The sequence below is a fragment of the Calditrichota bacterium genome (assembly GCA_020637445.1).
Lineage (GTDB): Bacteria > Electryoneota > RPQS01 > RPQS01 > RPQS01 > JABWCQ01.
The window spans coordinates 1,368,304-1,389,765 of sequence record JACJVZ010000001.1 but is presented as its reverse complement, the minus strand read 5'-3'; the positions used below and the strand labels follow the sequence as shown (position 1 = coordinate 1,389,765).

Below are 21,462 nucleotides of genomic sequence, written 5' to 3'. Positions count from 1 at the left end.
GGACGGAACACTCACAAAGTGAGCGCGGCGGCCAAAGTATGGCCGCCGCCTTTCATTTGTTGTCTGATGCAAGCGTGACTATGAAAACATCACTCGGACTCCCGCAGCCATTTGGGAAGCGTCATGAACTGCTCGGCAGCATCTTCTCTGACCTCCGGGTCAGCGCACTGAATTGAAGCGATACACAGCGCTTCGGCGGCAGTACGGTCGTGAAAGGCCCGGCCTCTCTGGCCAAGAATGTAGACGCATTGTCGTTGAATAGGAGTGACCGGGTAGTTCAATCCTGCGACAAACAGCCGTGTATCTGTCGTGTCCCAGGCACGTTCGAACGCAAGTCCGACCGAGTCCAGGCAGCGGCCAAGATCTCCGAGGTCTTTACATGGCTTTCCTTCCAACAAGTATTCCGAGAGGATTCTTCTTGCAACCGCGAAAAATGTGAGGGTGTCACCGTATGTGCGCATTGCCGATGCGGCATGTATTCTCGATAGTCCAGTGCGTGTTGTGTCCCAAGACGCGGCAACCAGAATCGGCATGGCGTGCATTTCGTCGGCTGAGTAAGCGAGTTGTTGCCAAGAGCCAAACCTCAAGAGCGTTTCACTTCCATCATCCCAATGTCCCCAACGGACAAGCTGGGCCGCCGCCGGAACGGCAATGCTCGGCGGCGCAGTTTTGCTGAGGTGGCGCATTCTGTCCAGTTCTTCTTCAGGTTCGGAGAGTTCAAGAGCCCACACGGCCGATACACGAATGCGCCCGTCGACCTCGGGATCGTCGGCAAGAGTGCGCAGGAGGTCAATCATCTCTTGAGTGACCTCGCCTTTTGAATGCACTTGCCAATCCCAAATGTCGTCCTGCAGCCCGCCTTCGCCCGCGTCGCCCTTCAGCACCCACGGGTCCGTGGCTATCCGTTCTTTAATTCTTTCAAAGACCTCGCAGCGGTCGTATGGTCCGCGGACTTCGCAGGCACCTTGCGCTCGAATCTCTACAATTGCACCCAGCACCAAAACCGCGAACCCCACCTGCTTCAAAAGATTGAACACAGATGAAATTCGCGTCATGATCAAGGCCCTCGGAAAATATGAAGTATGAAATATGAAATTCGAAGCAGAAAGTCAACTTGTCCAGATTTATTCCTGATTCCGGCGGGGAACCACTACGCTAAATCCCCGCTCGGAGATTGGGGCCTTCCTGCGCTTGCCCCGACTTTCGGCGGGGTGCGGCGGAGACGGCCGGAGGCTGACGGCAGTAGGTGAATGGGACAAAGGGCTGTATGCGACTCGCAGGCTTGACCCCCCTTTATCCACCCGGAAGACCGGGGGGAAATTTATTGGCTAAAATTCCCCGGTTTGGACGATTTTTGCCGAGTTCTTACCTGCCAGTCATTCGAAAGAAACACATGTTTTGCAAAATATATAGGTAGAACAGAGTAAATCTGTGGAGCTAATAGTTGTGGCATAAGGCTTGCTAAGTGTTATAGCACACCACTGAAAGCTAACTGGAGATTCCCCATAATGGACGCCACGACCATTGCCCGTAACATGATCCGCTCCACCCGCCCGCACCCGGACGACTTCGACGGAGCCCGTATCAAGCAACTGCGCGAAGACCTGAATATGACCCAGGAGAACTTCGCGCACGAAATCGGCGTGACGTTCGCCACTGTGAACCGCTGGGAAAACGGCCGCACCACTCCCAACAAGGTCGCACAAAAAGTGCTGCTGCTGTTGGAGCGCAAATTGCGCAAGATGAGAAAAGATTAGGACCGCCGGCAAGTATCTCAGATTCCGGCGGGGAACCGCGCTTCGCGCTTAATCCCCGCTCGGCGGAACTAAAGAGAAACAAAAAGCCGGTGCACATCGTGTCACCGGCTTTCATGTTCCAAAATGTTACCCGTTAGGCGGAGGGAGCTGCTCCACCGTTTGCCCGCTGGATATCCAGCATCTTGCACAGGCTGTCCAGTTCTTTCTCAGCACCTTCTTCGAGATCCTTGCCGTCGGCATAATCGCGAAGCTGCTTGGCCAGAAGTTCGATTCCCGTTGTGACGAAGCTCATCGCTTTGGGATCGGCACCGCGCTCAGCCAAAATCTGCGCGGACTTTCCGAGCATCGTCATAGCCAAACTGTACGTCAGAAAGATCCGGCTGTTTTCCATAGTCTCTTCAAATGTGGACATCGGCTGCTCCTTACTTATTCAACATTTCGCTTAAAGCCATGTATAGCGGACCCCGTGCTGTCCGCACTTTCACAAACTAACTGTACTAAATATACTGCTCCCCGTATGTGATTGCAAGGGTGCAGGAACATAAGTAAAGAAATTGTCAACGAGTCACCAATCATGAAGCCCCAACCCGAATTCGATCAATGGACAGACCAAAATCATGTGCCGTATTGTGTCTGTCCGGATTGCAAAAGCCCTGAGAATTCAACAAGCTCCCATCATCAAAATTTCTTGAGCTTGTTATGGCATAACCTAAAGGGATGGATGGCCCATTCGAGCGAGTCTGGCTTCGTCGCCGGGGCGAAGAAACCGCGGACAACTCCTTAAGCCTCTCTTTGGTTCATTTCATGCACCCTGCACAGAGGAGTGCAAGTTGCCCGTGCGCAACGCGAAACCGCACCGTTTGTTTCTGACCTAAGACGCGCTCCTTGCGCGTCTTTTTGCTTCTGTGTATCTTATCACAGAACAGTCTACCCTCTCACTTCTTCAACTCCACATTCCTTGAATAGTTTCAAAGAGGTTTTAGAATACCTCGACTCGTTAATCAACTATGAAGTCGACTTCCCGCTCGGCGGCAGCCGTGACATGCCGAAACTTGCTCCGGTTTACGATGCCGCGCGTGAACTTAAACTTCCGCTCGAACTTCCAAAGTGTATTCACATCGCCGGAACGGTCGGGAAAGGATCCATCGCGGCGATGTGTCAGGCGATGCTTTCCGTACGTTCGAGAGTCTTGACTTTTACCAGTCCGCATTTGGTGACGCCGAAGGAACGCGTACAGCTTGACGGACACGACTTGCCGGACGAGATTTGGTGCGAGGGGATCGAGTTCATTCGCCAGCGACTGAATCAGAGTGCAATTAAGCTGACATATTTCGAGACCGTGTTCGTCTTCTATTTGTGGTGCGCACGGAGGCTATGTACCGACGCGCATGTTGTGGAGACCGGTCTGGGAGGAAGTTTTGACGCGACGAATGTCCTGCAAAAGACGACGGCAGTATTGACCAAGATCGATTTTGACCATACCGCAATCTTAGGCAAAACTCTCAGAGAAATCGCGCGGGATAAAAGCGGCATCGTAAAGGACGGGGCGACTTGCTATACAGTTGCGCAAGAGAGCGACGCTCTTGCTCAAATTGAAAATGCGTGTCAACGAACGAAATCGTTGCTGTCGATTGAAGGGAGGGATTTCGAAACCGACCGGAGTTTTGTTCTTCCCTTGAGCGGCGAGTTTCAAAGAAGCAATCTGAGTGTTGCGCTGGCTGTCGTGAAATCTCTGGACACGGCTTTGTCGGATGACGATATTAAAGCGGCACTTCGTAAAATGACTTTGCGCGGACGCCAGCAAAAACTTGCGACACGTCCCAATATCTTGATTGACGTATGTCACAATCCGGCGTCGTTTGCCGAACTCGCGAAGTACTTACGCGATGATTCCGGTTTCGAGAAACGTATCGTGCTCGTCGCTATGATGAAAGACAAGGATGCGAGAGAATCTCTGCGGCACTTGATTGGTGTCACAGATGAATTGTGGCTGACGGAAGCGCCGACGCCGAGAACTCTCGCGGCCGCCGCTTTAAAGTCGATTGCCGATGATCTCGGCTTGAACGCGAAATGTGTGGAGCGGGAGGCTGCATATCGTGAATTGTTGTCGCTGCCGGATTCAGTTCAAGGTGTAGTATGTGGATCGTTCTATTTGGTCGGCGATTTTCTCAAGAGCAACCCTGATGCCTGAATTGCCCGAAGTTGAAACCGCCGTGCGCGAGCTGCGCCCGAATATCACCGGGCGAGTGCTTTGCGGCGTGACCGCCACGATTCCCCGCCAGCTTGGAGACACGACGGCAAAAGAGCTTGCGCGTTTCGTTAAGAACCGTAGAGTGATTGCCGTCGAACGGCGCGGGAAATACATCGTTCTTGAGTTAGACAGGGGTGTGCTTCTATTTCATTTACGCATGACCGGAAGACTGTATGTGGCTCCGACGACAAAAGTGCTGCCAGACTATGTCCGCGCGGCGTTTTCGCTGGACGACAAATCTCTATCGCTCTATTTTAGAGACGTGCGAACTCTGGGAACGATTCGCTTTTACAATTCCGTAGATGAAGCTCCCGAACTTCGCGCTTTGGGTTGGGAGCCTTTGACGACAAACGCGTCGGCGGCTGAACTCAAAGAAATTCTGCGCACGCGTTCGCAGGGGATAAAAGTCGTTCTGCTTGACCAGTCCATTTGGGCGGGAATCGGCAATATTTATGCAAGCGAAACGTGCTGGGTTGCGGGAGTTGATCCGCGCAAGAGTGCTAAGTTGCTCTCGCTTGCGCAGTGTGAACGATTGTGTCAAGCGGTGCCACAAGTTCTCGAACGGGCTTTGGAGAAGGGTGGGAGCACGTTGCGTGATTTCATGAGTCCAGACGGCAAATACGGCTCGTATCAAAAGGAGTTCCGAGTGTACGACAGAGAGGGAGAGAAATGTCTGCGCTGCGGCGGAACGATCGCGCGAATTGTGCAGGCACAACGCTCCACTTTTTTCTGCCCAAAGTGTCAAAAGAAGCGGTAAGAACAGGCGCAAAATAAAACGGGACGCAAGAGCGTCCCGTTTTCATTGTTGCAAGATTCGCCGTTTAGCGAAGCAGCATGAGTTTCTGCGGCCGTGTGACACGCGAGTCCGACTTTACAACGGCGAAATAAACGCCTGATGCCAAAGACGGATTCCAAAAATACGTGTTGCTGTTGGGTGCAAGAGCGGCGCGATGCACCTCTCGGCCCAACACGTCGTAAATCAACAGTCGGGCGTCACCTTGATTGCCAAGTTGATAATCCAATCGCACTGTGCTGTTGAAGGGGTTGGGATATGCGGCGGTCAGAGCCAAGTCGTCCGGTTTCCAAGCTGGGCCTTCGTTGTCAACAGCAGAAACAGCAAAACCGGCCCATTCGAGTATGCGTGTCAAAAACAACGCGCGCGATTGATTTTGTACCGGTGAATTGTCTGAAACCGCTTCAATACCGAAGCCAAACACGAGAGCGTTGCCTGCGGCATTCACGACTCCCGAGACATTTTCACCCGCCAGTCCATAGCGAAGCACCGGCAGCGCGCCGTTCACGGCCGAAAGAATCGTCATGCTGTCTTGGTTTGCCGCACCGCCTGCGCCGGTCAGCAAATATCTGTCTCCCGCGACAAACGGCAGAGCAAGTGTGGTCGCCATACGGAGCTGCGAAACGCCTCCCACATTCGCATTCAAGACGTCGCTTGCAAACGTGGTGCTTTCGAGCCCGCGAAGGATGTGCTTGCCGGACATTACAAGTTTGCCGCCGCCGCTAAGAAAGTCCGTTAACTGTGCGCGGTCATTGGCCGTCATCCCGGACGTCGTGCCGTTGCCGGAGAGCCAAAGCACCGTGCCGGTATCGGGAAGCATGCTCAGATCGAGTTGCTGGCCGCTTGACAGACGCTTGTGCTCAAAGACTTTGTCCATCGAACGCAAGGTTGACGTTACAAAAGCGTCCACGTTTGATGTGAGCGACCGAGTGACGACCTGAACTTTGGGAATACCGACGCTGAATTCAAACGGATATTCATAAGGTTCTTCGATCTGGTCCGCGGCGATGCTCAGGTTAAGAACACCCCAGTGATCCTGCGCTTCCCAGTCGATATTGATTTCGATCGGACCGACTGAGATGGAGTCACGCGGCGCGAGTGTGCCGAGCGAGAACGACGCACTGCCGATGTTTAACGTGCTGTCTGCGGCGGTGGCGGTTAATGTGACGTTGGTGGCAGCGGGAGGGTAAAGAGTGACGTCGTTAAAGAGTGTAAACGTCAGCATGACCGTCTCGCCGGGCTCGGCGAATCCGTTGTTGTTTCCGGTAAGATTGTCGTCAAAGACGACGTTTTGCACGACGAAATGCGGGCGCGCGCCGGGGCCAATTCCGTGCACTCCGAAGGCGTCATAAATCACAAAGTCGTTAGGAGTGCCGTTGCTCAAATCCCCGTCAATGTCATCAGTTTCAAGTACGGCGACGAAGTAATCATAAAACAACTCAGTCAAGGCATAGCGCGCAAAGTGACCGAGCGAGTCGGAGTATCCGGCGCCAAGTTCTTCGCGAATCGTCCACAGCGGCGCAGAAATGAATGGACTGTCGCCGTGCACTTCGCCGACCCAATTGAGCGGATAAACCATCATGCTCTCGAGATCGCGGAAGTTGCTGCGGGCATTTCCCGTCAACCATTCGCCCATCAACGGATCACCGTTAATAGTGCACGCGAAGTAGTCCGACCACGCTTCGTTCATCGCCCCTGGTTGATCGACATAGGGCAACAGTCCAACGGGATATATACCGTCGGTGACGCCGTGCGTGTACTCATGGTAGATAACGTCCGAGTACATACCGAAATTGCCGTAATTCATGCCGCCGCCATAGTAGGTGCCGAATCCGTTCCAGAACGCATTGTCGTAGTTGCCGCCGTAGTTGGCTACAGCGGGAACGGGATAGTCAAGCGAGTTGTACGGCGGATCAAGTACTTTGTACCAATCGTGAACGAAATTCGTATGGTAGTAGAGATTCAGAGCGGGACGGGTGGCGTCTTCGGTCGTCCAAGCGAGGGTGTCGCCGTTGAAGGGCGCAGCAAATTGTTCGAGGTGGTCGGGTGTATTCCCTTCGTCGCGCTCGCCGACTTCGACATATTGTCCCTCGAGACGCGCCGTGACGTTTGCCAGCGTCGCGGCTTCGCGCGACAAATTGCCGTTCACGTCCGTCGAAATTGCTGAACCATTCACGGTCACTCGCTGATACGAGCAGGGAGCATACTCCGTTTCGCTGTGGTCATAGGGTTGCCAAAACGGCGCTTTCACGTTCAAGTCGATCACGTCATGCGCAATGCCCGGCCATTCGAGCAGGATTTCACCCGTTGACGCATCCACGATCCCGAAGTGACGTTGGTGCGGTCGCGGTCCGGCAACTCTGATCCAATACGCGGCGCGCAAGACCCGGGCATCCGCGTCGGGATACCAACAAGCGAACGTCTCTTCATCGTCAACTTGCCAGTTCGCAGGTTCAAGCACCGGAGCAAGATAGGTTGCCGCGACATATTGAGTCAGCGAAAAACTTCCGGTTGTCTGCCAGTCCTGAAAAGTCGTGTAGGAAACTCGCGCAACTTGGTGTTTGGTGTTTAGCGCCACGTCGAACCGTCCGCCAATAACAGGGAGGTGGTCGCGCATCTCTCGATTGATCAAGTAGCGGCGAGTGGGCGTCGTATTCGACTTTATCTGTTCGAGTTGCGACGAAATTCCAAAGGAAGCCGCAACGGACTGCACGAGCGATTCGTCCGATAGAGCCGCTGAAAAATCAACCGGACTCCCAATGTAGAGGGCGTAGCCGTCGAAATCTCGAGCGCGCATGCAAGTCCAGCCGGAAAAATCTCCGGATTTCAGTGCGGGGCCCTCATGCAAGCCGGTGACCAACTTGCTGATCGAATATTCTTGCGATGCGAAGGCGAAATTCGCAAGCAGCAGAAGGAGAGTTGATGTAAATAATTTTCGCGGGTCCATGACTATCTCCAATATCAGAAGTACGTGAAGAGAAAGACGCGCAGACTGGTTGCGTCCTCAGACTGTCTTTCTGTATACAAGTCTTCACCGTTGAAGGTGCCGACCAGTTGTTTTTTGTTCCAGTGGTAGTATGCGTGCTTGAGTTCAACGCGCACGCCTATGCCATTAATGCCCATTTTGAGTCCGGCGCCTATTTCGAGCAAACTGCGGTCGTCATAGGTTACCGATTCTATTACTCCCGCTTTTGGCACGTCGCGACCCACTCCGGCTCCAACGAATGCGAACGGAATGAAGGCCCGGTTGATATCTACATTTGCCAAGACATGCAAAGCAAGTTGATAGGCAAAATTCAACGAGTCGTAGCTTGAGTCGGCTGCGCTGGCGAAGGGAGCCGAGATATTGCCGACCAGTTCGGTGGCCAAGTAGTTCGTGATCGACGTACCGACGAGTCCGGAAAACTGCAGCAAGTATCGGCGTTCATGCAGCGACGATGCCCATGTTTGCATGTCGAGTCCGCCGCCAACTTCAAACATACCGGTGCGCGGGATGTACTTACGGACGGCTACGCGGGCAGGTTTTTGGCCGAGCCAAATGGACTCTACTTCCGAGTGGGCAAAAACTTGAACGTCCGGTTGCCGAAGGCTTCGCTGCTCCCATGGAACTACGAAAACGGCGGATGTGTCCTGCCGGATGACCGCACCTTCGATTAGTCGTCCGTTGCGCAGTCTCACGTAGTCAAATGCGTGAGCCTGACTCCAAATTGCAAAAATGTTGACAAGGAGAAAGAGGGCAAGTCGCATATGGGTCACTTAGGTTACAGAAATCGGGAGCCCACACAATGTTACGGATTTTTCGGGAGACACACTACAGGAGCGGAAGAAATTACGACAAAGTTGTTAGAGAGAGGCGCGAACGCGGCCCAGTTTTTTGGTCTATTTCAAGTTGCTAAAAAACAACTGCCCTTGAGTAATAAATCACGAGAGCGATGGTCAGGCAAAGGTCTGGAGATGCTTAGATTACTTGTCTTTACGGAGGCTTCAGCGTATATTGGCTGTTATAGTTAGTAGATCTTATCCACAACCTTCGTATCCGTCGTGCCCACAGATACTTTTCCCAATCGTTCTGAAAAAACACCGATTTTCATACTCCATCTTGTACAGCTTTCTGGTGCTCCCAAGCTGCTTGGAGCCGAACAAGTTACGTGGAAGCTGTCGGGAACAGGCATCAATGTGGTTTCGGGGGGAAACGGCAGCGGGAAATCCTTGCTGTGCTCTGCGATCTTGGCCGCCACCCTCCCTCGGCAGCATGAGTCGTTGATTCATGATTTGAGAATTGCCGGATTGCACGGGATTACAGTCGTGGGACAGGTCGGGCCAATGCGTCGCGAGTGGAGCTTGGATCTGCGCAGCGGCGAAGTCATCAATCGTCCGCGAATCGTAGAAGAAGAAGCCGCGCGGACTACGCCGCTCTCCAATCTATTACAGGTGCCTGAGTCTGATGATTTTCAGGTCCCGCACTTCGTGGTCAATGGCGAGTGGAATGCGCCGGGCGAGGATCAGCTTGCGTGGGCAGAAAATATGCTGACCGTTCCACTTGAGCGCGAACAATTGGATTGGGATGCGCGGCTGCAGTCGTACTTGCTGGGCGAAGCGCAGCCCAAGCCCGAAGATTTGCGAACTGAAATCGCAGGTTTGGAGGCGCAGATTGAGCACGGCAGAAGCATACGCGCGGATTTGAAACGAGCCGAAGAAAAGCGGGAAGATTTGCAAATGCAGATCGGCGATGCGAAGATGGCGATTGAGATTTCCGCAGCAGAGGAAAAGGAGCTTGTCAATAAAATTGACATGGCGGAACGCTGCCTGCATTTGGAAAACTGGGCCAACGAGCTTCGTTCATCATGGTCATCCGTCGAAAACACGCGCACCCAGTTCGCGGATTTGCAGGAACGGCTCGAAGAATTGCAAGAAATGACACGCGGACTGCCGGACACGGCGGCGGAAATGGCCCGCGATTACCTCGCGCTGCAAGCCGAACGCGAGCAAGTTGCCGCACGACTCAAAGAATCGGAACAACTGGTTGCAAGCTTAGGCGAGCAACGAAGCAAACTGCAATCGGAGCTGCGAGACCTCGAAGGGAACCGTGAATCGGATTCAACCTCGGAGGATCTTAGGTCAAAACTTGGTGACGTCGAGCGTGAAATTACGGATTTGTCTCGCAGACGAATTGACTTGTTGAGGAAACGGGAAGGGCTGGAACGGAAGCGTTTGGAGAAATTCGGCGAGCTATCGGCCTTGGGACCGGACGAATGGCTGGCACTAGAGAAATTTCTTGAGGCGTCGAACGGCGGTGACATGAGTCCGGCGAGAGCGGCGGAGCTTGAGCGCAAACGTGCGGAGCTTGCGCGCATCGGAGAGCGGCTGGCGAAGGAATTCGCGGGATTTGAAAAGCTCGATTCCGAAACTCCTGCCCGTATCAGCAAACTGTTTTTGGCGCGTGAGTCCGTTACGGCGCGCGAAGCAGAACTTGCGGCGTTGCGCAGCAAGGCCGTCGAATTGCAGCATGCGGGGAAAGGCGCCGGGTTAAAAGCCGTGCTCAGTATCTTGGGTGCGGGTGCCGCGGGCGTGCCAACCGGAGCGTTTCTCGGTTGGGACGTCGGATTTTTTGCTGCTGTGTTGGGAGGCGGCGCGGGCTACGGCATTGGCCAAATGATGACGCCGAAGCCCGAGGGAAACTACCAAGACGTTGTTTCACGGATTGAATCCTTACAACACTTGCAGCAAGCAGCCCTATCAGAGCGGGAAGCGTTGCGGCGCGAGCTTGAGCTGTTCGCAAGTTTGCCTGATCTTGGCAGCGCGCAAACAAAGTGGCGCGAATATTTGAAGCTCGCGGATCGAAAAAAGGAACTTGAGGCGGCGTGCGCGCTGCTTGCCACCGAAGAAGAGAGAAGCGACACGGTTCCGTCCGTGCTGCGCAAACTTGAACGCGAAGATATTCGCAGGCGAGTTGCCGAATACAAGAGCTTGACCGCAGAACTGACGGACGCCACTGTGGAGCTTAGCTCATTTGACCAAGAAGACGGCCCGCAGTCGCGCAAGTCCGAACTTGAACACGAAGCACAGAGGCTGCGGGAGCTGATTCACGACATCGAAAGCCGCGCGGAAGAGCGCCGTCGTGAACGGGACCTGCGCACCAAAGAACTTTCTTCGGAAATTGCGCGCTTGGACTCTGAGTTTGCCAGGATTCCTGAAACTGAAACGGAACGCGCTCGTCTTAGAGAGATTTTGAGCAAGATTGAGACTTTGGATGCGACGGCAGGAGGAGCGTTTTCCAAGAACGGCGCGGACACGATTTTGCGCGGTATTGAGGAACGCGACGCTTTGCAGACTCAATTGAGGGAAACGAAGTCAAGACTTAGTACGGAACACACGCCGCAAGAGCTCGCGTCGCGTACGACGCTGATAGAAGAAGAGCTTAAGGAAGTTACGTCGCGTTTGCAGGAAATAGATCCGTTGTTTGCGTCCGTGGGTACGCGCGAGCAGGGACTCACGAAGTACCGTGATCAGATGACGCAACTTGCCAAACAGAATGTCGAGCGCGAACATTTGATCCAAGAGTTGTCCGCTGAGATTGACGAACTGCAGCTTGATGGACTCGCGTCGCAAGTCGACGTGCTGCCGCTGGAGGAGCGGTTGCTGAACGAACGGGCGGAACGTCAGTCCAAACTTGAAGATGTGGAGCGCAGCATTCAAACCGCAAGAGACATGTGCGAGGCGCTGGAAGCCGAGCTTTCCGAACAGCGCGAGCATGCCCGTGGACGCTTGTTTACAATTCTGCGTTCCGTCGTGTTCGAGGCAATCGGCGAGCGATTTGCGGCAGTAGAGTGGCGCGATGGCGAGTGGGATGTTGTGACAGAGGACGGACAGCGGCGATCCTTGCGTACTCTTTCACGCGGTATCGCGGAGCTTGTCACACTCTGTTTGAATTCCGGTTTGCTGTTTGCCAGTACGGAAGCAGAGCTCGCGCCCGTTTTCTGGGATGACGTGCTTTCGCAGTTGGACGATCACCACTTGGGGATCTCAAAACAGTTGATCGATCACCTTGCCCGCGACCGACAGGTATTGCTCTTCACCCGCGATTCGAGGATTCATACATGGGGAAGACCCGTTGAGGTCCTCGCGGGCCGATATGAAGTTGACGTGCTCTCGAACTAAGAGTTGTTTTGCGCAAAATAAAAAAGCCGCCTGAGGGCGGCTTTTTTAGTGTTTCTTGTTTTTGGGTATCATCTGCCAAATACCGCTGCTTAGAAGTTTCCATAATCGAACCGGGAAAGAGTAGACTTTTTCGAATTCCTCTTTGCCTTCCGTGCTCAATCTCGAACGTACGGAGGGAGCGAGCGGCTGGTTGAGCGGAGCGACAAGCGAGTCGCTCTTGGATTGCGACAAAACTTGACTGGGATAGATACTTCGATGCCCGGTCATGATGAAAGAGACCATTGCACATCCGGCGGCATACGGGCCGATGCTCGGGCCGAACATCTCGACGGCCATCATGGAGGCCGCGATCGGAGTATTGGCTGCTCCCGACAAAACTGAAGTCGTTCCCAATGCTGCCATAGTCACCGGATTGGCGCCGATAACCGTCGCCCAGAAACTTCCGAAAGTCGCGCCGACGAAAAAGATGGGCGTCACAATTCCACCTGACCCACCTGACTCAAGGGTCATCGCAGTTGCGAGAATCTTGCCCAACCATAAGACCGGCGAAACGGGCTCATCTTCAAATACGCGCTCGATGTAGTTTGTGCCCAGACCGGTGACCTCGTGGCCGAAGAGCGTCGCAATGCCGACCACGATCAATCCGCCGACGAACGCGCGAGCATAGTGGTTGGGCCACAGGACGGGAAGCGCGCGCTTCAAAGTCCTGACCAATTCAATGAAAATCACCGTGACCAATCCAAACACGACACCCGTCAGAACTAACTGCAGGACATAGCCGTGATCCAGAGGGGGTATGTCAACGACGGCGTGCGACCAAAATGTCAAGCCAAGCGATGAAGCAACTTGATAGGCCGTTAGGCCCGCAATAAATGACGGCACGAGCACGTCGTACAACAACTGACCCAGAAACAAAACTTCGATTCCAAACAGCGCACCGGCCACGGGTGTTCCAAATACCGACGCAAAACCCGCGGAAATTCCGCAAACCACAATCTTCTTGCGATCACGTTCGCTCAGTCTGAGGATCGACGCAAAACCTGACGCCAAAGCGCCGCCGATCTGTGCGGCCGGACCTTCTTTGCCGGCGCTGCCGCCGCCTGCCACCGTGAAGACCGTCGCAATGAGTTTGACCGGCACGATGCGCAGTCGAATTCTTCCATTGTGTTTGTGGACGGCTTCAATAATACGTTCGGTGCCGTGTCCCTCCGCGTCCGGTGCAAGCCAATTGACTACTCCCGCGGAGAGCAAAAAAGCGAACGGAATGGCGAGATAGTAGTACGGATGCTGCGAGGTTTGTTCCGACGACCATTGCAGCAGCGTCACGAAGCCGTACGTCGACGCACCGACCACCACTCCGACAATCAGCGCAAGTATCGTCCAGCGAACCAGCGAGATGAAGAGTGCGGTCTGTTCCGAAAACGTGGCGACGACGTCGCGCCGTGGTTCAAATAAACGACTCAACTTACTGACGTGTATGCTTTACAACCATGTGTGGAGACTTCGGCAACTTCGCGTTGCGCGCTTTCCCGAAATTTCCATATTGGCTTTACGTGATGTTGCCGTATTCTGCATGAATCTTGTCTGAATAGTCCCCTCTGCATCCGGCTTGTGGCAACTTGCGGCACAATCCGTTCGCACTCGTCAACACCGGCAGCAGCTTCTTAGTTTTGAGGTGGTTCAGTACAACTTGGGAATCGAATTTGCAATTCGTGATCGCGGCACGAGGGTTATCAAAGGTCCTGATAAGCCAAAAGCCCCGACTACATTAGGAATTACTATTGCAACTTACAGACTTTCTTCAGGAAATGCAAGCTGAATCGACGCAAAAGACACCTGTGAATTACGACGCTCTCGAATTGGAGTTCCTGGGCAGTCTGCTTCCGGGCATCGTTCACAACTTGGCGACGCCATTGTCAGGCGTCATCGGCGCGACGCAGCTCCTCGAGATGCGCGTGGGAGAACAGGAACGTTTGATCTCCGAAATCGAACGAGGGGCATCGCAGTCCGCCGAAGCTCTCAAGGTACAGCATCAGAAAAGCACGTCGAATATTGACATCATGTCACGCAACGCGCGGCACTTGACGGAGCTTCTTCAAGTCATTATCCGCCGTTTCCACCGTTGTGGACAAGAAACGCCGGGACCGATGTCGCTGTTCGAACTGGTCAGCAACGAGCTGCAGTTCCTTGACGCGAACTTGACTTACAAACACAAAGTCCGCAAGAAATTCGATCTGGCCAACGACGCTTACACGGTATACGGCGTCTACAAACATTTGGCCGCCGCGATCGACGAGTTCGTGCTGCGTGCTCTGGCCGCTCACGACTTTTCGCGCGGATTGGTTGAGTTGAACGTGACCACGAACTACATCAACGGCAACGGTGTGCTCGAACTCGAAGCGAAGTATTTTGAAACGGAGGAGGAACCGCTTCAGACTGATTCGCTTGAGCTCTACCTTGCCCGGTTGGGTGAAAATTACGCCGCTTACGAGATGAGCAAGGAGACCGGCAAACTTAACGTAACCGTTACACTTCCGCGCAACGCTCCGAAGGCTTGATTGTCTGCTTGCGAAATCGTATCGTAGGAGAGTAACTTTTCCTTCCAACCGATTTCGGCAAACCGTGACAACACCTGACCGCAATTTTTTCGACGCGCGCAAATTGGCTAATCAGGCCGATGAGCGCGCGTTGCTCGCTCTGGACGCCTGCTTGTTAGCCGGCCGCGTGCTTATGACTTACTGGCAAGAACTCTCGAGCACCGATATCCGCGAAAAGGGCAGAGGAGACCTCGTCACCCGGGCGGACGTCGAGTCTGAAGCAACCGTTTCTGAATTTCTGCTGCAGCACATGCCCGAAACGGGAGTCGTTTGCGAAGAAGGCACAGCCCGCGAAGGCAACGGACTCGTGTGGTATCTTGATCCGTTGGACGGAACCACTAATTTCGTACAAAAATTCCCGGTGTTCGCAGTCAGTTTAGGGCTGGCCGAACTACGCGAAAATGCGCCGCCGGACCTGCTGTGCGGAGTGGTCTACAACCCTGTGTCAGGCGAGCTGTTTTGGGGTGCAAAGAACCGCGGAAGTTATCTGAATACGGATAGGCTTCAGGTTTCGCAAAAGAGTAATTTCGGGGACGCGGTGCTGGCGACGGGATTCCCGCGCAGACATTCCGAAGAACTGTCACCCTATCTCAAAGAATTTGAGCTGATTTTCCGGAACTGCCGTGCTATCCGTAGAGCGGGTGCCGCGGCACTCGACTTATGTTGGACCGCGCAGGGGTTATTCGACGGCTTCTGGGAACACCGGCTGTCGCCGTGGGATATCGCCGCCGGAGTCGTCATTGTGCGGGAAGCCGGCGGAGTCTGCAGCGATTTTGCAGGTGAAGAAAAGTTCCTCGAATCGGGAAATATCCTCGGAGCTCCGGAGCCGATTCAGAAACGAATCATCGAACTAATCTCTCAAGCACGACGCTGAGCAAGTACAACAGCCTCATTAAAAGAGCCACTCGAGAAGTGGCTCTTTCTTATTTTGGTCCTATTGAATGGGCCAGCTTATGGTCTGCTCATAGGCAGGATCGGCCGTCAGCTTCAAAGTCTGCGCACCGGAGTCGGCCGTGAATTCGTAGACCCCCGCATTCAAGTCACCTTCAACGAGCAAGGACTTGTCCGGAGCGGTTCGTTCCAATTTGTAGTGGCCGGACTTGCGGACGTACAGGCGAACGTTCTTGCCGGGAAGCACCGTTGCGGGCGCTTCGGTAATTTGCCCGCTGTCACTGTCGCCGATGGGAATCCCAGCCGATATCACGACCGGAAATACGGATTCGTTGAGTTGTCCCTGTGCGGCGAGTTTGTAATAGTAAGTCACTCCCGGAATAGCGGAGGTATCGTTGTAAAGATACTCCGCCGCGCCGTTTTCGGCGTGAAAGGGAATTTCGCACAAAACCGAGAAGTTTCCGAGCTCCTCATAGCCGCGGTACACGCGAAATTTCACGACGGCAGGAGATTGTTGATCCAAAGTCCAATTGACGCGGATCGTACCGCCCTCCATCGCATTTGCACTAAAAAGAGAGAGCAGTGTTGCCAGTTCGGGCATGTCTTCCGCCCGTGCCTGAACGGTCGCGCCGAAGGTCAGCAGCAAAGCCAAAAATATTCGAACCACGTGCATGTACTCTCCCGTGTTTTAGTCGAAGCATCAATTGTTATTCATCACGCACCGCGCGAAAGGCCAGAGCCTCTTGGCGGCCGCGCTCTTCCGAAACTCCCCAGAGCAACCAGCCCCCGAGCACGAAGAAGATCAATAGCGATAGCATGCCGACGCGCAAACTTCCTGTAATCCAAACGGCCAATCCAAAGATTGCGGGTCCAACTGCGCTGGCGAACTTGCCTGAAATTGCAAAAAAACTGAAGAATTCCGCGGACTTTTGAGGAGGGATCAATATCGCTTGTAACGAACGAGACGCCGCCTGTGTTCCCCCCATCACTAATCCGGCCAAGATTCCCAAGAGCCAATATTCTCGTACTGCGTTGCCCATCCAGCCAAGCTGCCAACCCCACAGCGCGACCAAACTCCAAATTGAGATGCCCAACAGAACGGCGTTTTTGTTGTTCCATTTATTGGCCACCACACCGAAAAGTATGGAACCGACAAAGGCGACGCCTTGGACCATCAAAAAGAACAGGACAAGTTCGCCGGTTGCCAGATGCAGCTCTTGATCGCCGAAAATCGAGGCCATGACGATCACCGTTTCGATGCCGTCGTTGTAGAGCAAATAAGCAAAAAAGAAACGGGCGAAGCTGGGCAGTCTATTGAGACTTTTCAGGCTATCGGTCAGAGCGACAAATGCCTGCCTGATGTTGACCCGGTTGGTTGTCGTTTTGCCTTTAACGGAGAGCGCAACGGGAATCGTAAAAATTGCCCACCAGATTGCGGCGCTAAGAAAGCAATCCTGAACCGTAAAACTGTCCGGTCGTGCACCCAAAAACTGCGGGTATTGCAGCATCACGAGGTTTAGAGCAAGCAGTAGTCCGCCGCCCAAATAGCCCCATGCCCAACCGATGCTCGAGACTTTCGCATAGTCTTGCGGTTCGGCGATATCAAGCAGCATCGCATTGTAAAAAATCGCTCCGCCCGCGAAACCGAATTGTGCAAGCGCAAACCACATTCCGCCAACCAACCAGTCTCCCCGGCCCAGCGTGGCAAGCATCGCAGTTGCGAAAACGCCAAGTCCGGTATGGAGGAGCAACATACGGCGCTTTAGTTGGCCAAGATCGGAAAGGGCGGAAAGAATCGGCCCAAACAGGGCCACCAGAATCATGCTGGCAGAAACAAAGAAGCTGAAAACCGTCGTGCCGGGTATTTGGGAGCCTAAAATCGAAACGCCGTCCGCTCCGCCTGCAATAACACCCGCGTAATACTTATTGAAAATTACGGCGAGAATGGTCGTGGCGAAGGCCGAGTTGCCGAAATCATACGTGGCCCAAGCGAAGACTTGGCCCGGGTTCTTGCGGCGGAACGAGAAAAATCCGCTCACGGACTTAACGAATGTAGCGAATGGCTTGCGACTTTGACCACTCTGAAGTAGTCAAGCGCACGAGATAAGTTCCGCTGCTCACATTCACGCCCTTGGACGTCGCGCCGTTCCACGTTACTATGTTGTCGCCCAGATTGCTTACGCCATCAAAAAGAGTGGTAATACGGCGTCCCAACACATCATAGACTTCTATGCTTGTTTTCTCCGTCGAATTGGGAGCAAACCAACGAATCTGAACTTCGCCGTTGAATGGATTGGGGAAACTTGGGAGGAGCTCAAAGCGCGACGCGACGGGAGCCGCGGGCGCGACGTCCGTAAGTTCCGTCAGCCACTGCTCCGCGACAGAAAGAAACACTGCGCGCGACGTGCTTCCGGCTTGTCCTGATGCGGCTTCCAGTCCAAAACTTAGAAAGATAAACTTGCCAGCACCGTACTGCCCGGCGACGCCGCACACACCTTCGGTTGTGGTGTCATTGATAAAAATCGCCGTTGCACCGCCCAACGGAATTATCGAGGACGGGCTTGATTGATTGCCCGCGCCTTGCGTTCCCAGCAGCAGCAAGAATTCACCGTCCACGTCGGGATTGTCGCCGATTCCAAAGGCCCGCAGCCTATCGGTGTCCTCTTCTTCGGGAATCACGTACAAAACATCGTGCAGGAACGTCGCAGCGTCAGGATCGTCGCTGATGTTCTGTCCCGTCAATAACAGTCCGCCGCCGTCCGACATATAGTCAGTCAGTGCTTGCTGATCCGTTGCCGTTAACGTCGACGCGGCGTCATCTCCGGTCATCCAGATCATCCACGGGACATGAGTCAAATCGCCAACTTCAGAGCTTTGACTGTCCCACACGCGAACGTCGAGGTTGTTTTCATCGAGAGACGAGAGCAAATACGACTCGTAGTCTTCACCACTGTCGTCGTCGACCAGCACGACGTCCGATGAGAAAAGCCAGTTGTCGATTTCGCTGGGTTCGTTCGGATCGGTTACAAAGTTCACTTCTTTGACCAAATAGCGCGCCGGAGGGGTGATGACCATACGGTTCAAACCTTCCATAAGCGGTCGCGCGCCGTTGGAGTAAAGCTGTCCCTCCGCCACGTCCACGGAGGTCCAAATCGAATCAGGGTAATCCGCCGAATAGAAATCGATATGGCAAGGAACTCCCGTTTGATCGTATTCGCCGGTGTTGAGTCCGGATACGCTCGTTTGGTGGCGGAGATCAAAGCTGATGAACATGAACTCGGTGGTCGTGTCTTCCGCAGCGGGTGACCAGTAGCGCATGGAAATTTCCATGCCCAAAGGCACGCCGTGGAGACTGTCCTTTGGAGGCAGGTTCCACAGAGTGTCCATGTCCATGTCCGCGATTTCACCGGCCATCAAGTCTATGTACGCCGAGTCATAATACTGAAAATCGGCGAAGACTTCGATGAGAGCCGTCAGAGGTTCCGTGCCCATGTTGGCAACTCTGACGCGTACAGGAGTCGTGTCGCCTTCAAGGAGCGGGTGCGCGGAATCCGGGACAACCACTCCCTGCGGTCCGGCAAGAACTATCGGCCCTGAGGAAATAATTCTCTCCAGTCCCATCCAACCCATGTAGGCGCTGACCCACGAATGGTCGTTGCCGTTGCTGATGCAGCAAGTTCCCGGCGGAATGGCGCCGTCATCGTCGACGTCAAAACCGACCAGCGAGTCCGCATAAAATACGCCGCGATTCCAATAGAGCGAATCGCCCGTGATTTCCCAGAATCTAAACGTCGCGTTTGAGTACCATGTGTTGTAGGCATTGTACCAATTGGAAGGGGATTCCCACGTTTCCAACTGCGTACCGTACTGGTTGATCCACATCGCGCCGCTATCGGGATCGGCGATCCACAGTGAATTGCAGACTCCCCAGATAGCCGTGCCGCCGCACAGCGCCCACTCGGTCGACGTGTTCAAACGGGACGGTTGTGCGGTGAACCAGTCGCGAATTTGACGAGCCTGAGTAAGCGTGTGGGTTTGCCAATCCGTGCGGCCACGATAGACGGCGTGCGGATACATGCCGCCGATACCTAAGCCTTCCGCCGCGATATTCAATGTTCCCGTCAGGGAAAGAGGATGCGCCGCAACCCACAGTGCGCAAGAATCGGCATACCAATTCATGCTCGTATCATTGTAGGCTTCGCGGTACTTTGCGGTTGCTTCAAAACCCCAGCCGCTGTTGTGCATCGCGTAGTAGCCGCCGCCTTCTTCGCGCCACGCGGGCCACACGGTGCAGTATGTCCACGCATTGCGGATATTCTGCGCATAGTGGGCTGTGTCACCCGTCCAGATGCCGTACTGCGACCACACGCGAATCGCTTCCTGCGTGTTGTCCGTCTGAATAATGTTGTAATCGCCGCCGACTTCACCTTCGCGCATGCCGCCGAAATTGGCGCCGGCAGTCGTCACCTGCATGTTCGCCAGAAAATCACAAAGCTGGCGGTACTTGACAAAATAGGCAATGTCATCCAACGCGCGACGGCGGGCGCGTTGTCCCGTCTCGATGTTTTGCGGCATAACGTCCGAAAAATTCTCGGCACGCGCGGAATCGATTTGTTCCTGAGTCCAGAAGGGAGTGGCATACGAGACCGTCTGCAGCAAAAATATGCAGCAGAAAGCTAACGTGACGTGAAGTTTGTGAGTCATGCTGTCCTCCCTTTGTTCCGGTCGGGTTGCGGCGGACCTTAACCCGACTCGGCGAACTTCTGCAAATTCCGGTCGGATTGCGGCGGACCTTAACCCGACTCGGCGAAAAGTCAACTTACATAAACCGCTTGAAGAACTTCAGAATACCTTGATTCCATGCGATGCGGTGAGTGATGCCGCTGCCTTCGGGGATCGTGTGTTTGTTGTCCAAGTACCACTGGTAGCTGCGAATCAAGGCCTGCGCATTCGAATATTTGGGCTTCCAACCCAATTCGCGTTTGGCCTTGTCAATTGAGACAAAGCTGTCTTGATCGGCTGTGCCGTAGACCCATTTGTACAGAGGCGATAGACCCATCGCTTCGAAGGTCATTAGAGCCAGCTTGACCGGGCCCGCGGGAGTGCCCCACGGACGCGCGCCGTTACCTGCAAACTGACACATCGCGCCCATATCTTCACGGACGGTCTTAAATTCTTCGGCGCCGACGTTAAACGTGTCGTTGGCCCGCGTGGCCTCGACGGTCGCGCCGAGATAGATCGCTTCGGCGAGGTCATCGACTTCCAAAAGCTGGTATTTGTTCTTGCCGTTGCCGATCATGGGGATGCGCTTGCCGCTCTCGACCCAATCGTAGAGAATCTGGAACACACCTAAACGGTGCGTGCCGATAAACGTCTTGGGGCGGATCACGGGGACACAGAAATCCGCGCTGCGGAATTCCACACAGACGGCTTCCGCCTGAATCTTGCTCTCTCCGTAGGGGCCGACGCCCATGACTTTATCCGTTTCGACCAAGGGGTGGTGATCGGGAATGCCGTAGACGGCCGTCGAAGAAACAAACACTACGCGGTCGACTCCGGCCTGCTTGGCTGACTCGAGGACGCGGCGCGTGCCGTCCACGTTGATTTCAAATATGTCCTTCGGCTTCCACAGAGGCAAGGCGGCCGCTCCGTGAACGATTACGTCGACCTTGTATTCAGATAAAATCTTGTCTAAACCTGCTTTGTCGCGGACGTCGTGTTCAAGAAAAACCGACCCTTCGGGGTATTCCGACGTCTCAAAGGGAGCAATATCCGTCAGAATCAAGTCCCAGCCATGCTCCGCAAAACACAGCGCGGTGTGCAACCCGAGGAAGCCCGCGCCGCCTGTAATCAATACTTTCACTAATTCTCCGCTCTAAATTGGCTCATTGGTGCCCGCCGGGGCATTCCGGCGGTCTCTGCTTAATTCAAGATTTCTAAGATATAAAACCCTTTCGGGACTTTCAAGAAGGCAGGCCTGCCAAAAAACATGGGTCAGAAGTTGACAAGGCAGTC

The 21,462-nt window shown here is 54.2% G+C and carries 15 protein-coding genes; 6 read left to right on the top strand and 9 right to left on the bottom strand.

The window, feature by feature from the left end:
- Positions 1-89: 89 nt before the first annotated feature.
- Positions 90-1,055 carry a hypothetical protein gene (locus tag H6507_05905; protein MCB9368619.1) on the bottom strand — a complete coding sequence of 322 codons (966 nt, stop codon included), beginning with the start codon at positions 1,053-1,055 and terminating at the stop codon, positions 90-92.
- A 480-nt stretch (positions 1,056-1,535) separates the two neighbouring features.
- Here H6507_05905 and H6507_05900 point away from each other — a divergent pair, with 480 nt between their 5' ends.
- On the top strand, positions 1,536-1,757 hold the full coding sequence (locus H6507_05900) for a helix-turn-helix transcriptional regulator (GenBank protein MCB9368618.1): 222 nt from the start codon (positions 1,536-1,538) through the stop codon (positions 1,755-1,757).
- A 133-nt stretch (positions 1,758-1,890) separates the two neighbouring features.
- Here the strand turns inward: H6507_05900 and H6507_05895 are convergent, their stop codons facing one another.
- The gene (locus H6507_05895; GenBank protein MCB9368617.1) at positions 1,891-2,169 is read right to left on the bottom strand and encodes a hypothetical protein; all 279 of its coding nucleotides are present in this window, start codon (positions 2,167-2,169) and stop codon (positions 1,891-1,893) included.
- 546 nt (positions 2,170-2,715) lie between these two features.
- Between H6507_05895 and H6507_05890 the strand changes: the two genes are divergently transcribed.
- Together H6507_05890 and mutM are read left to right on the top strand one after the other, a co-directional pair.
- Entirely contained in the window at positions 2,716-3,948 is a 1,233-nt protein-coding gene (locus tag H6507_05890; protein ID MCB9368616.1) for a hypothetical protein, read from the top strand.
- Positions 3,941-4,765 (top strand): bifunctional DNA-formamidopyrimidine glycosylase/DNA-(apurinic or apyrimidinic site) lyase, encoded by an 825-nt coding sequence (mutM, locus tag H6507_05885; protein MCB9368615.1) that lies wholly within the window; start codon positions 3,941-3,943, stop codon positions 4,763-4,765. Before H6507_05890 ends, mutM begins: the two co-directional genes overlap by 8 nt.
- 64 nt (positions 4,766-4,829) lie before the next feature.
- On the opposite strand, the gene H6507_05880 is transcribed toward mutM, so the two are convergent.
- A complete protein-coding gene (locus tag H6507_05880) occupies positions 4,830-7,748 on the bottom strand; it encodes a T9SS type A sorting domain-containing protein (GenBank protein MCB9368614.1) in 2,919 nt (972 codons plus the stop codon).
- 14 nt (positions 7,749-7,762) lie between these two features.
- Positions 7,763-8,479: a hypothetical protein gene (locus H6507_05875; protein MCB9368613.1), complete on the bottom strand. Its 717-nt coding sequence runs from the start codon at positions 8,477-8,479 to the stop codon at positions 7,763-7,765.
- Positions 8,480-8,842: 363 nt separating this feature from the next.
- On the opposite strand from H6507_05875, the gene H6507_05870 reads away from it, so the two are divergent.
- Positions 8,843-11,959 carry a hypothetical protein gene (locus tag H6507_05870; protein ID MCB9368612.1) on the top strand — a complete coding sequence of 1,039 codons (3,117 nt, stop codon included), beginning with the start codon at positions 8,843-8,845 and terminating at the stop codon, positions 11,957-11,959.
- Between the two features lie 45 nt (positions 11,960-12,004).
- Here the strand turns inward: H6507_05870 and H6507_05865 are convergent, their stop codons facing one another.
- A complete protein-coding gene (locus H6507_05865; protein MCB9368611.1) occupies positions 12,005-13,423 on the bottom strand; it encodes a chloride channel protein in 1,419 nt (472 codons plus the stop codon).
- Positions 13,424-13,740: 317 nt separating this feature from the next.
- On the opposite strand from H6507_05865, the gene H6507_05860 reads away from it, so the two are divergent.
- Both H6507_05860 and H6507_05855 read left to right on the top strand, forming a co-directional pair.
- Entirely contained in the window at positions 13,741-14,517 is a 777-nt protein-coding gene (locus tag H6507_05860; protein MCB9368610.1) for a hypothetical protein, read from the top strand.
- 64 nt (positions 14,518-14,581) lie between these two features.
- Entirely contained in the window at positions 14,582-15,430 is an 849-nt protein-coding gene (locus tag H6507_05855) for an inositol monophosphatase (GenBank protein MCB9368609.1), read from the top strand.
- Between the two features lie 60 nt (positions 15,431-15,490).
- Here H6507_05855 and H6507_05850 read toward each other — a convergent pair whose 3' ends face one another.
- The 4 genes from H6507_05850 to H6507_05835 form a co-directional block, all read right to left on the bottom strand.
- Positions 15,491-16,120 carry a hypothetical protein gene (locus H6507_05850; protein ID MCB9368608.1) on the bottom strand — a complete coding sequence of 210 codons (630 nt, stop codon included), beginning with the start codon at positions 16,118-16,120 and terminating at the stop codon, positions 15,491-15,493.
- A 34-nt stretch (positions 16,121-16,154) separates the two neighbouring features.
- Positions 16,155-17,486, bottom strand: a complete 1,332-nt coding sequence (locus tag H6507_05845; GenBank protein MCB9368607.1) for an MFS transporter — start codon at positions 17,484-17,486, stop codon at positions 16,155-16,157.
- 4 nt (positions 17,487-17,490) lie between these two features.
- Positions 17,491-20,151: a T9SS type A sorting domain-containing protein gene (locus H6507_05840; GenBank protein ID MCB9368606.1), complete on the bottom strand. Its 2,661-nt coding sequence runs from the start codon at positions 20,149-20,151 to the stop codon at positions 17,491-17,493.
- A gap of 115 nt (positions 20,152-20,266) precedes the next feature.
- Positions 20,267-21,310: an NAD(P)-dependent oxidoreductase gene (locus tag H6507_05835; GenBank protein MCB9368605.1), complete on the bottom strand. Its 1,044-nt coding sequence runs from the start codon at positions 21,308-21,310 to the stop codon at positions 20,267-20,269.
- Positions 21,311-21,462 lie beyond the last annotated feature (152 nt).

What these genes read in the sequence shown, in the direction of transcription:
- H6507_05905 (MCB9368619.1), bottom strand. Translation starts at nt 1,055, where the DNA reads ATGACGCGAATTTCATCTGTGTTCAATCTTTTGAAGCAGGTGGGGTTC.
- H6507_05900 (MCB9368618.1), top strand. Translation starts at nt 1,536, where the DNA reads ATGATCCGCTCCACCCGCCCGCACCCGGACGACTTCGACGGAGCCCGT.
- H6507_05895 (MCB9368617.1), bottom strand. Translation starts at nt 2,169, where the DNA reads ATGTCCACATTTGAAGAGACTATGGAAAACAGCCGGATCTTTCTGACG.
- mutM (MCB9368615.1), top strand. Translation starts at nt 3,941, where the DNA reads ATGCCTGAATTGCCCGAAGTTGAAACCGCCGTGCGCGAGCTGCGCCCG.
- H6507_05880 (MCB9368614.1), bottom strand. Translation starts at nt 7,748, where the DNA reads ATGGACCCGCGAAAATTATTTACATCAACTCTCCTTCTGCTGCTTGCG.
- H6507_05850 (MCB9368608.1), bottom strand. Translation starts at nt 16,120, where the DNA reads ATGCACGTGGTTCGAATATTTTTGGCTTTGCTGCTGACCTTCGGCGCG.
- H6507_05840 (MCB9368606.1), bottom strand. Translation starts at nt 20,151, where the DNA reads ATGACTCACAAACTTCACGTCACGTTAGCTTTCTGCTGCATATTTTTG.